Source organism: Clostridium sp., assembly GCF_018372875.1.
GTDB lineage: Bacteria > Bacillota > Clostridia > Clostridiales > Clostridiaceae > Clostridium.
The window spans coordinates 1-12,086 of the sequence record NZ_JAHAIF010000035.1; the positions used below are offsets into that span (position 1 = coordinate 1).

Genomic DNA, 12,086 nt, shown 5'->3' on the forward strand with positions numbered 1-12,086 from the left:
TAATGGATATTTATGTATATTGGGAGATGCTTTTGCATCTCCTTTTATTTTTATCTAGTTTTTATTACTATCTCTGCCTACTAAAATTATACTCTAACTGATTTTTTCATACCAATATCTATAATATGCCATTTATCATACCCAAGTTTAGAAGTTAGCACCATGAATTTTAGAAGTTCTCAGTATATTAAAATTGATGAAAGACCTTTTATAAAAGGCTTTTTTTTTCACTTACTCATATTATAAACAATATTTGTTAAAATAAAGTAGGACATATGTCATATTTAATAATTTATTATACAAGGAGCTTACTATGAATGCATATTTACAACTCTTAAAAAAGCAAAATATCTTCAATGAAAATATTTATCCTTTCTTAGTATTGTGACATAAAAAATACCGCATATTCATTTTGAATAATACGGTATTTTAACTGATTTAATATTAAATTTTCTTTTCATTATATTTTAAAATAATACGCTAGTTATTGTTAACGCAAATATTATTAAAATAAATATTATGGATATTGTTGTTCCTAATTTTGCAAAGTAATCATTCTTAAATTTATATCCTATAAATAGGGATATAAATAATATAATTAAAGAAATAACTCCTACTGGTAATGATATCCCAATTAAGTCAAAAAAATGTTCTCCTAACGTTTTTTCATTCCAAGAAGTAAATGAAAACATTGCTCCAAATATAGAAAGTATTAAAGAAGCACTTCCTATACCCCATTTTTTAGAATCAGTTATTTGCATTATATTATCTCCTCCTTACTCATATTTTTATTTAAATCTTTCACAGAGAATTCAATAAATTTACAAATTCATTATAACATATTTTGTAAATACCGTACTGTTCAATTTTCAAAGATCACTTAGTTCGCACTTTCTACATATTACGAACCACATCTAATAAAAATAATATTGCTAATTCTTTATATATAGAAACTTATTTTTATATTTAATTTAATTAGAAAAGGCTACTGGAGAATATCCAATAGCCCAATTCCAAGGTAATCTTTAAATAATACATATCTAGAATTACTAAGATTTATTAGAATAATTATTTAGCTCTTACTATGGTCACTAATGTTTTCTATTTTTAAATAAATATACTCCACTTAATGTAATTATTGAAGCTAAGGCCATAATAGGCGAAGATACATCTCCAGTTTTTGGTAGATAACTCCCTTCATTATCATTCTCTTCTTTACCTGCATTATTATCTTCATCTTCTGGTATTTCTTTCTCTATATCTTTTAAATTAGATAAAGCATTTTTTAAACTATTCACTATATTATCAACTTCCTCTTGAGTTGCATTTGAGTTATTTAAAACTAACCTTGCTTCATTTAAAACATTTTCAAATACTGACCATGTTTCTGCTGTATAATCAGCTTCATTCTTAGCTTCACTAGCTTTAACTAACTCTTCTAATTTAGATTTATCAACTGCTTGCACTTCTTCTTTATTATTTATTTTTAATATAGTAAATGAGTGAGGATCTAATTCTAAATTCATACTTTCATTATCTACTAAGAATTTAGATTTTTCTATTTCAACATTATCAGGATTCTCTAAAGTATTTTCTTCACTAAATGAATCTCCAGCAAGCTTCTGCACATTAACTACCTTATTAGTTAAGTCTACACCATCAACTTGAACTTCTATATTTCTTTTCTCATTCTTATCTAAATTGACTACAGCTAAATAAATATTACCGTCTTCATCCTTACTAGCTAGTGCATTGAATACATCAACAGTGCTGGCAAACTTAGGCATATAGCTGAAGTTACTACTTATAATCTCATTACCAAACATTCCATTTAACATTTCAAATACATGGGCAGAAGGTGTTGAGAAAAACTTATAATTACCTTCACCAGTTAATGTGTCTGCCCCATCTTGAGGTACTGCTTGTATTACAGCTTGTTGTGTTGGTCCTAATGAATCTGCACCTTCACTATACCAATCTACTAAACAGTGTTTTTGAATATATGGACTACCTAATCTTACATATTCCATTAAACATTTAGCTATATATACAGCATGTGTCTGAGATCTTAATAGTGAATCGGTAGATCTAAATATACCAAATTCAGAAATTACAGGTACCTTTCCTTCTGGCATTAAATCAACGTATTTCTGAACATGAGCAATACCATTTTTATCTGCTAGCTTCATTGCAGAATCATAAAAATCTTCTCCTGAACCTGTTGGAGTACCTGAGTATGGATGTATAGTTAAACCATCATATAAATGATTATAATTATTTTTATCCATAGTTTTTACAAAACCTTCTGTTTCAAAACTTGAATATATCTGAATTTCTTTATCAGTTCCAGATAATTCATTTATTTGATTAATTGTATCTCTCATTGCTTGTGACACTTGGACAAATCCATCTTTTTCAACTGTATATGATACTTTTATAGTAGCTCCTTCTTTAGGTATGTTTCCGTTTATCCCATCACCAAATAATAGTTCCCCATTGAAGTAATTAACTTCTACTACATTTTCAGCACCAGTATTTTTAATATTTTCTACTACAGTCCATTCAACATCATTAACATATACATGTACTGAGTCTTTTTTTACTGCCGTAAATTCATCTTTTTTATAATCCTCTTGAGTATTACTTCCTCTACCTGGTATTGTATTAGCATATCTCATATACTTAACTTGGTTAGGCTCACCATTACTCTTAGCTGTTGATGCATTCCATTCTTCTGGTTCTACAACTTCTTGATTTTTTATATTTATAGTTCCACCATTAATATAATGATCTAGAGGGTCGCCGTCATAATCAGTCCAATACCTTTGTGAAGTTGACCCATCAACTCCACCTTGGTTCATTTCATTACCAATTTCAAAGAATCTTACATTATAAGGCTTATGATGTCCATTTTTTTCACGAACCTTTGCCCATTCGATTCCCCCATTTGGATTTGTACCTACTTCAGCATTAAGATATTCAACTAAGTCTGCAGCATCTTGTGCTGAACCTCTACCTAATCCATATACATAAACTATTTCAGAATTATTTTCATCAGCAAATGTAGCTACTTCTCCTAATCCAAAGTTAGGCTCTATTCCTTTAGCTGCACTATAAAATCCATGAATTTGATTTTTTCTATTAGATGAATCTCCTATAGAGTCTTTCCATCTAAATAAATTTGAGATAGTACCACCTGGATATCTTAGAGAACCAAAATTTGCATTTTTATAAAGCTCTGTAAAGTCTTCTCTCATCTTTCCTGTTTTAGAGTCAAAGCTTCCATATCCATTAAATGAATATCTATGATTAATTCCAAAAGTAGCACGACTAATTGAACGTTCAACTTCATTTGGATTTAATTTTAATTTTACATTTTTATCTACTTTATCTTCATATATTTCTTTTGCTATATTCTTATCAATTGCATAGTCATATACCCTAATTTCATCTATTTCTCCTACAAATTGTTGTGGATTTTGTGAACTAGGATTTTTATGATTTCCTATTATTAAGCTAGTTAATTCATTAACTGAGCTATTCCCAGCATCATATTCTCCATCAAGTTCTCCATTAATGTAATACTTAACTTTGTTTGACTTAGGATCAGTGGTTATAATAACATTTTGCCAAGTTCCCTTAGTTACTATATTAGTGGATAAAACATCTTTACCATTAACATATGAACCATACTTATTATCTAGACGAAGTGTTAATAAAGATTTGCCAAACTCCCCTTGTTGTAATATAGCTGTATGATTATTTTTGCTAATTTCTCCAGTTTTATACCATAAGGAGAAGGAGTATGAATTTTTACCAGTATTAATAAAACTATCAATCTTTAAACTACTATCATTACCTTTATTAAAGATTAATGAATTTCCTAATTCTTCATTACTTGATTTTCCTATAGCTACATTATTACCTATTAATTTTCCATCTTTATCTCCAACTAAGTTGTCTACCTTTCCATTATCAAAATTCCAATGTCCTATTAGATTATCTTCCATTGTTTTATTAGGTGATTTTACTGATTCATATATAGCCTTTGCTTCACTATTATTTATGATTCTATCATATACACGAATCTCATCTATTTCACCTTTCATTGAGCCTGGATCATTACCACCATTTTTATGCCTTCCTATTAATAAACTTGTTAATGCATCTACTTTATTACTTCCTGCATCTTTTTCCGAGTCAAATTTACCATTTATATAGTACTTTATTTTATTAGATTTTGGATCTATTGTAATTGATACATGTTGCCAAATACTTATGTCCACATCTGAATTACTATCTATATTTTGTGCATTAACATAACTTCTATATTTATTATCAGAAGTTAATAATAATAATGATCTACCATCGCCATCTTGTTGAGCTAATACAGTATTAGTATGAGTTGTTAAGTTCTCATCATACTTGTACCACATTGATATGGTGTATTGGTTCGCACCAGTATTTATAAATTCAGGAACCTTCATGTAACCATCAGAATCACTACCAAAGTGAAGGGATTTTCCCATATCTGAGTCTTTAATAGAAATTCCTTCACCTATAAGCTCTCCATTCTTATCACTATTAGCTTTGTTAGTTGGTGTGCCTTCATTAAAATCCCAATATCCTATTAAGTTTTTTTCGATGTTTACATCTTCCTTAATATTCTTAGCACTAACCACTGATATGGGAGAAAAACATGATACAATCAAAGTAAATGATAATAATAAGTTTAATAGTCTCTTCTTTCTCAAACCTCTTCATCTCCTTATTTTTTGTTATATAATTACACTCTTACTTATCAAAAAAAGATTCATATTTAATATAAGTTTTTACGCTAATACTAAAGATGAATCTAAATTTAATCAATCACTTTTATTTAATACTATTTATTCAAAGTTACAATTATTTTTTTATATAAATCTTCCACTACCTCTTTTCTAACGAATCCTGTTTCTGCTTCCATAGCATTTGCTGTACCACAAGCTGAAGCATATCTTAATACCTCTTCTATATCATAGCCTCTTTCTAATGCAACAGCTACACCACCAACATAAGAATCACCAGATCCAACAGGATTTACAGCTTTTACTTTAGGAACAATTACCTTATAAAACTTTCCTTTATAACCTGCTATTGATCCCTTACTTCCAAGAGAAATAACTACAAATTCTATTCCTTGTTCTTGGAATTTTTTAATTTCTTCAATAGCATCTTCATCAGTTTCTATTCTTTTACCTGTTAATGCCTCTATTTCATCTCTATTAGGTTTAATAAAGAAAGGTTTAGATTTTATACCTTCTACTAAAAGTTCTCCACTTGTATCTAACAAAAACTTCTTATTGTTTTTATTAGCAATACTAATTAATTCACCATAGAAATCTTTAGGAATATTTTTTGGTACACTGCCAGAGGCAACAATAATATTGCTGCTCTTTACTAACTCCTTGTATTTTAACAAGAACTTATTTTGTTCTTCCATAGAAACTTCAGGTCCTGGTTCTAATATTTCAGTTTGGTCCAAATCCTCTGTAATTATAGCTAAACATTCTCTAGTTTCACCATTTATTTTTATAAAATCACTCTTTATATTATAATCAAATAACTTTTCTTCAATAAATTCACCAGTTTTTCCACCTAAGAAACCTGTTGCAATACACTCTTCACCCAAGATAGTAGCTACATTTGCAACGTGTATTCCCTTACCTCCAGGTGTGTTTTCAACCTTAAAGGCTCTCATTACAGTTCCTTTTTGAAGTTCTTTCATTTCATATCTTTTGTCAACAGATGCATTTAAATTTACTACTAGTATCATATCTAACTTCCTATTCTGTTAAGATCTATTTGCACTACCGCAAACTTGTATCTTATGTTCTACTATTTTCTTCATTGCTTCCTTACCAGGAGTCATATACTTTCTTGGATCATTAGCTTCTGGATGTTCGTTGAAATATTCCTTTAATGCACCTGAGAATGGAATCTTTAAATCTGTTGCAACATTAACCTTGCATATTCCAAGTGAAATAGCCTTCATTACCAGTTCATCTGGAACATCTGAAGCTCCATGTAAAACTAGTGGGACCTCTACTTTTGATCTTATTTCTTTTAATCTTTCAAAATCAAGTTTAGGTTCACCCTTATATAATCCATGAGCTGTCCCTATAGCTACTGCTAAAGAATCAATTCCTGTTCTCTTTACAAACTCTGCTGCATCATTAGGATTTGTATACATGGCATCTTTTTCATCTACAATTAAGTCGTCTTCTTGTCCACCTAATTTACCAAGTTCTGCTTCTACTGTAGCATCAAATTTATGAGCATAAGCTACTACTTCCTTAACCTTAGCAATGTTCTTTTCAAACTCTAGCTTTGATGCATCTATCATACATGATTTAAATCCAATGTCTATATTCCTCTTTATAGCATCTACATCTTCAAAATGATCTAGATGAATTGCTATTGGAATATCATATTTATGCGCTGCTACTTCTGCCATTGCATTTATATATTCAGCACCTGCATATTCAATTGTTGAAGGTGTCCCCGCAATTATTACTGGCGATCTCATTTCAACAGCTGTATCTACCACTACTTGTAGTGTCTCTAGATTGTGTATATTGAATGCTGGAACAGCATATCCATCTCTTTGTGCATTTAAAAGCATTTGTCTTGTTGATAATATACTCATTTTTATCCCCCTAAATATTAATCGTGATATTCTCCTCTTTCCCACTTTTCATTGAACTCATCAAAATAATGTTCATCACCATTTGCATAATCTTTTTCTATCATGTTATCTATCTTTTCAATTAACTTCTTGTTTTCTTCTGTTGGCTTGTATTCAGTTTCTAAGAATACATCAATAATGTTTTCCATTAATCCAATCCCAGTAATTCTTCCACCAAAACCAAGAATATTTATGTTTAATTCTTCTTTAGAATATCTTGCTGTTTCAACATCTCTTACTAGAGCAACTCTAGCTCCCTTGATCTTAGCTGCTGAATTTGTTATACCAACTCCTGTACCACAGATTACTATTCCTAAATCTGCTTCTCCATTTACTACTTTTTCAGCAGTAGCTTTTCCGTATATTGGATAGTGAGTTCTTACATGGTCATAAGTACCATTATCTATAACTTCATGTCCCTTTGACTTTAAATATTCAACTACGCTATTTTTAACATGTGTAACTATATGGTCGCATCCAACTGATATAATCATTTCTTTTTCCTCCTATGCCATCTTATTTAACATATCTACTCTTATTTGATGTCTTCCACCTGAGTATTCAGATGAAACGAATTTTTCTGAAATTCTTTTTCCAATTTCTAAACTTGTAACCTTAGATCCCATTGTTATTATTGAAGTATTATTATGGTCTCTAGTCATCTTAGCTGAATGTTCATCAGCTACTTGTGCACATACTATATACTTATGTTTTGCACATACATTAAAGGAGCCTGTACCATATTCATCTACTACGATACCTCTTACCCCTTCCTTATTAAGAATTGCTTCACATACTAAATTTGAGGCATCATAAAAATCAACTTCTTTTCCTTCTGTTTTATCTATGACTTCATAACCTTTGTTAAGTAAGTCTTCCTTTATACCATTTTTAAATTCTACACTTTTGCTATCTGATGCAATTATTACTTTCATCAAATTTTCCTCCTACTATTTTAGATTTAGTCTTTCAAATTGCTCTTTTGGAGCATCCATTTCTTCTAATCCTCTTTTTAAAAGGTCAATATATTTATTTTCTAAAGTTTCATCCTTTATTGGATTTACTTGAGGATAATCTTCAACTATATTAAACAACTTGCTTTCAGCAGTATATTTCAAAGCGTCATCAACATTATCTAGTATTGAAGGATTTTCTATTGGAATTTTATAAACAGGATAATCTGTTCTCTTTAAGAACCTACCCATTTCTATTTCCTTCTCTCTTCCTTTTCCTAAATACTTTCTAATTGTTGTTGGTATGCATGTATATTCAAAGCATGGCTTATTTTCTTTGTTAGGTGCTCTAAAATATGTATGTTCACCATCTGTAACATTCATTGCTATTCCATGGTAACCATATAAAGCATACTCCCTGTTATATTCTCCACCTTCTGGAATTGCTTTCCACGAAGTTCCTTGAACATCTTCTGGAATTTCTACTCCTGAATAATCTAGAACTGTTGGCATAATATCAATATTTTGAGTTAATACATTTACTCTTTCTCCTGCCATCTTTCCTCCTGGGAAATGTACTAATAGAGGAATGTGAGCTAACTCATTGTACATATGCATATAATTCTTACCAAAGTAATTCCTTTCACCTAGGAAATATCCATGGTCTGTAGTTACTATAACTAAGGTATCTTCATATATATTAAGAGCCTTTAATTTATCTATTAATTTTCCAAAGTGTTTATCTGTCATTGTAAGTAATGCAGCATATCTCTTATTTATGTAGTCTAATGCATCATCTGGTACATCAACTTCTTTATAGTTTGGTGTTTCAAAATATGGTCCTTCATATTCACAACCATACATCTTCATATATTCTTCTGGAACATCAAATGGTTCATGTGGATCAAAAGTTTCCACCATCAAGAAGAAATCATCATGTTCCTTATTATCTTCAAGCCACTCACAGGCTGCATTAAATGTCTTAGGCGTTGGATATTCATCTTCTTGTCTTTCCCACTTTGTTCTGTTCCATTGATATTGTCTTCTTAATTTTCCATAATAATCATCTGGCATAAATGATGGATCATCAATTTTTGATATCCATGGATCTCCTTCTTGTCCTCTATAGAAGTCCCAAGTAGAGAATTGTTGAACATAATCCTCTCCACCTAATCTAAAATAGTGAGGATGGTCTGTTACTATATGACTAAATACATTCTTTTCTGCTAGTACTTTAGGAAGTGTTATATCAAATGGTTCTATTGGCCCCCAAGATCTTTCTAAAAAGTTTAAACGTCCAGTAAGTATATCTCTTCTTGCAGGCATACATGGAGCAGATCCAACCCAATGATTATCAAATGTAACTGCTTCCTTAGAGAATTTAGTTATATTAGGAGTCTTTACCCAAGTTTCATTATTATAGACTTCCATCATATTTCTCTTTAACGTATCCATTAAAACTACGACTGTTCTCATATAAAATCTCCTCCAGGTTTACTAAATTTCAATTCATATTATTGTAGACAAGCAATAATATACTTATCAGCTTGTCTACAACAACTTTTAATTTTACATATTATTTAACTTCTATACTATAATTCCAGCCATTGATAATAATACTGCTATTATTAATACTCCAAATATTACCCAAACAGCATTCTTACCGTTGGATTTCTTTAATAGATAGTAACAAAGGAATGTTAATGCTAATGGAAGTAAGTTTGGCATTACTTTATCAAGCATTTCTTGTAGCATTAATGGATTTTCTCCTGCTGCAATTTGAACACCAAGTGTTACTTTTACAGTTGTTGCAATTAATCCACCAACAACAATAACTCCAAGAACGTTAGCCATATTAGCTAATCTATCAAATATACCTTTTCCGTTATCTTCTCCCCCTAAAACTTCCATACCTTTAGAATAACCTTTAGTTACACCATAGTATTTTAACGGGAAATATAAACAGTTAATCATTAAGAACATTAATATTGCACCTAATATGTTTCCATCTAAAGCGAATGCCGCACCAATTGATCCTGCGATTGGCATCCATGTAAAGTTAAGCATACTGTCTCCAATACCAGCTAAAGGACCCATTAAACTTGTCTTCATTGAGATTACTGATTCTTTTTGATCTTCATCTGTTGTCTCTTCCATTGCTGCTACGATACCTAATATGAAAGGCATTGCTATTGGATGAGTATTGAAATACTCTAAGTGTCTCTTCATAGCATTAGCTCTTTCTTCTTTTGATTTATCTTTATAAAGCTTCTTAAATATTGGCTTTAATATATAAACTGTACTTAAACTTTGCATTCTTTCATAGTTATGAGAGAATTGACATATTTGTGATCTCCAAAATACTTTCTTTAAATCCTTTTTATCTATTAAGTTAGCCATTATAAATCCCAGCCTCCTTCTACACCTTCTTCTACTTCAACAGATACTGTTGCTGCTCTATTAGCAGATGATTCCTTTTGTTTATTGTTCATTATTAAGTCATAAACACCTGCAAAACATGCACCAATTAATGCTAATGCTAATGTAGGTAAATTTAAGTATGCAGTTAATGTGAACCCTAATATTAAGAACATCCACATATTCTTTTTAAGCATCATAGTTAATAACATTGCGATACCTACTGCTGGAATTGCTTTTGATGCAACTGTTAAACCAGTCATTACGCTTGCTGGTATTGCTGCCATAATAGAGTCAATTGCACTTGCTCCTAGAAATACAGCTATAAATGTTGGTACTGCTCTACTTAAGAAAATTAAGCCACCACCCATGTATTGAAGCTTGTCAATCTTATCAAAGTCACCTGTTTCAGCAATTTTATCTGCTTTGTGTACTAGAGAAATACTAATTGTTTTACATAACATATCAAGTTGTTGAACTAATAATGAAACTGGAATTGCAACAGCTACACCAGTTGCTTCTCCCCCTCCTGATAAAATACCAATTGCTACACCAACTACTGAACCTGAAATAACATCTGGTGGAACATAAGAACCTACGTTGTTTACTCCTAACCACATTAATTCTAATGTTGCTCCAATTATAAGACCTTGAGTTAAATCACCTAAAATAAGTCCTGTTACTGCACCTGCAAGTAATGGTTTTCTGAAACCAAAATGTGGTCCATATTGGTCCCATGCACATATACCTGCCCAAACAGCTACTAATAATGCTTTGATTAACATAATAACCTCTCCTTTATTATTAATTTATTTATAAATTTTAAATAAGATCCTTCATGTATACTACATCATCCTTAGGTACCATTTGCACAAATACTTCAATGCCTTTATCCATAAGTTCTTTAAATGCACTTTCTTCTTCAGGGGTTACTGAAATTGACTTTGTAAGTCTCTTTCTAGTTTCGTTGTATCTCATTCCTCCAGCATTTACCTTTTGAATTTCTAATCCACCTTTTACTACTTTTAACACGTCTGTTGATGTTGTAAATAACAATAAAGTATCCTTCTTTATTGGATTCTTCTTTAATACTTCTATAAATTGATCTACACCAAATACTAAAACTCTTACTCCTGCTGGTGCTGCAAGTCCTACTACTGATTTTTGTACTGGATCCTTGCTTACCTTATCATTAATTATTAGTACTTGTTCTATACCATAGTCTCCAATCCAAGTTGAACAAACTTGTCCATGTATTAATCTGTCATCAATTCTTACTAATTTAACACCCATTTTTATTTCCTCCTTAAACTCTCTATAAAGCTATTTCTCCCTCTTCTTCTTTTACTGATAACTTCTTGTTTATATCTATAAATGTTTCTTTATAAACTTCTTCTAATCTTTCTTTAATTGCTTCAGTTGGTAATTCTCTATTTAATAATAGTTCTAATAGAACTGGTAAATTAAACCCTGTATAAACTACTACATCGCATCCATCTAATATCATTCTTGAACTAGCGTTACATGGGGTCCCTCCAAATATATCTGCTAAAATAATTACTTCTCTTTCATCTTTTAATTCTTTATAAGCTTCTCTAAGCTCCTCTAAAACATTTTCTAAATCCTTATCATCAGTAACTGAAACTATTTTATACTTTTCTTGCTTCCCAACTATCATTTCAGCACTCTTCATTGCATACTCTGCAAAGTGCCCATGACTTATCAATATGATTCCTATTTCTTTCATTTATGTACAACCTCCTTATGCCTTTATTTAAAGCAAGTATGGTGCCAAAATTAGTATTGTAAGTATTTATAACGTTTTCAAATAGATTTAATACTCATTAATACTCTTTATAAAAAAGCAATACTGTTTATTAGTATGGATATAATACTCTTCATGTAAAAAGATTTTTTTTTATTTTCTAATAAGTTTTAAAACTTATTGAAAATTATAGAAATTGAAATTAATATATATAGTATAGATT

At 30.5% G+C, this 12,086-nt stretch carries 11 protein-coding genes; all 11 read right to left on the reverse strand.

The annotated features are described in order from the left end of the window. Positions 1–467: 467 nt before the first annotated feature. Positions 468–764: a hypothetical protein gene (locus KIB46_RS11495; RefSeq protein WP_099328620.1), complete on the reverse strand. Its 297-nt coding sequence runs from the start codon at positions 762–764 to the stop codon at positions 468–470. 327 nt (positions 765–1,091) lie between these two features. After that, positions 1,092–4,754 (reverse strand): LamG-like jellyroll fold domain-containing protein, encoded by a 3,663-nt coding sequence (locus KIB46_RS11500; protein ID WP_291672040.1) that lies wholly within the window; start codon positions 4,752–4,754, stop codon positions 1,092–1,094. 131 nt (positions 4,755–4,885) lie between these two features. Further along, complete coding sequence (gene pfkB, locus KIB46_RS11505) at positions 4,886–5,815, reverse strand: 1-phosphofructokinase (protein ID WP_291672041.1); 930 nt, start codon at positions 5,813–5,815, stop codon at positions 4,886–4,888. An 18-nt stretch (positions 5,816–5,833) separates the two neighbouring features. Next, on the reverse strand, positions 5,834–6,688 hold the full coding sequence (locus tag KIB46_RS11510) for a tagatose bisphosphate family class II aldolase (RefSeq protein ID WP_291672042.1): 855 nt from the start codon (positions 6,686–6,688) through the stop codon (positions 5,834–5,836). 17 nt (positions 6,689–6,705) lie between these two features. Further along, positions 6,706–7,221 (reverse strand): galactose-6-phosphate isomerase subunit LacB, encoded by a 516-nt coding sequence (lacB, locus tag KIB46_RS11515; protein ID WP_027096722.1) that lies wholly within the window; start codon positions 7,219–7,221, stop codon positions 6,706–6,708. A 12-nt stretch (positions 7,222–7,233) separates the two neighbouring features. Beyond that, positions 7,234–7,662 carry a galactose-6-phosphate isomerase subunit LacA gene (gene lacA / locus KIB46_RS11520; protein WP_027096723.1) on the reverse strand — a complete coding sequence of 143 codons (429 nt, stop codon included), beginning with the start codon at positions 7,660–7,662 and terminating at the stop codon, positions 7,234–7,236. 15 nt (positions 7,663–7,677) lie between these two features. Further along, the gene (locus tag KIB46_RS11525; protein WP_291672043.1) at positions 7,678–9,156 is read right to left on the reverse strand and encodes a sulfatase; all 1,479 of its coding nucleotides are present in this window, start codon (positions 9,154–9,156) and stop codon (positions 7,678–7,680) included. Positions 9,157–9,267: 111 nt separating this feature from the next. Next, complete coding sequence (locus tag KIB46_RS11530) at positions 9,268–10,080, reverse strand: PTS system mannose/fructose/sorbose family transporter subunit IID (RefSeq protein WP_049178278.1); 813 nt, start codon at positions 10,078–10,080, stop codon at positions 9,268–9,270. Beyond that, positions 10,080–10,883, reverse strand: coding sequence for a PTS sugar transporter subunit IIC (locus KIB46_RS11535; RefSeq protein WP_156560742.1), 804 nt, complete (start codon positions 10,881–10,883; stop codon positions 10,080–10,082). Before KIB46_RS11535 ends, KIB46_RS11530 begins: the two co-directional genes overlap by 1 nt. A 37-nt stretch (positions 10,884–10,920) precedes the next feature. After that, complete coding sequence (locus KIB46_RS11540; protein WP_099313912.1) at positions 10,921–11,391, reverse strand: PTS sugar transporter subunit IIB; 471 nt, start codon at positions 11,389–11,391, stop codon at positions 10,921–10,923. 22 nt (positions 11,392–11,413) lie between these two features. Then, positions 11,414–11,845, reverse strand: a complete 432-nt coding sequence (locus tag KIB46_RS11545) for a PTS sugar transporter subunit IIA (protein ID WP_156560740.1) — start codon at positions 11,843–11,845, stop codon at positions 11,414–11,416. Positions 11,846–12,086 lie beyond the last annotated feature (241 nt).

What these genes read in the sequence shown, in the direction of transcription:
- KIB46_RS11530 (WP_049178278.1), bottom strand. Translation starts at nt 10,080, where the DNA reads ATGGCTAACTTAATAGATAAAAAGGATTTAAAGAAAGTATTTTGGAGA.
- KIB46_RS11540 (WP_099313912.1), bottom strand. Translation starts at nt 11,391, where the DNA reads ATGGGTGTTAAATTAGTAAGAATTGATGACAGATTAATACATGGACAA.
- lacA (WP_027096723.1), bottom strand. Translation starts at nt 7,662, where the DNA reads ATGAAAGTAATAATTGCATCAGATAGCAAAAGTGTAGAATTTAAAAAT.
- KIB46_RS11535 (WP_156560742.1), bottom strand. Translation starts at nt 10,883, where the DNA reads ATGTTAATCAAAGCATTATTAGTAGCTGTTTGGGCAGGTATATGTGCA.
- lacB (WP_027096722.1), bottom strand. Translation starts at nt 7,221, where the DNA reads ATGATTATATCAGTTGGATGCGACCATATAGTTACACATGTTAAAAAT.
- KIB46_RS11510 (WP_291672042.1), bottom strand. Translation starts at nt 6,688, where the DNA reads ATGAGTATATTATCAACAAGACAAATGCTTTTAAATGCACAAAGAGAT.
- KIB46_RS11525 (WP_291672043.1), bottom strand. Translation starts at nt 9,156, where the DNA reads ATGAGAACAGTCGTAGTTTTAATGGATACGTTAAAGAGAAATATGATG.
- KIB46_RS11545 (WP_156560740.1), bottom strand. Translation starts at nt 11,845, where the DNA reads ATGAAAGAAATAGGAATCATATTGATAAGTCATGGGCACTTTGCAGAG.
- pfkB (WP_291672041.1), bottom strand. Translation starts at nt 5,815, where the DNA reads ATGATACTAGTAGTAAATTTAAATGCATCTGTTGACAAAAGATATGAA.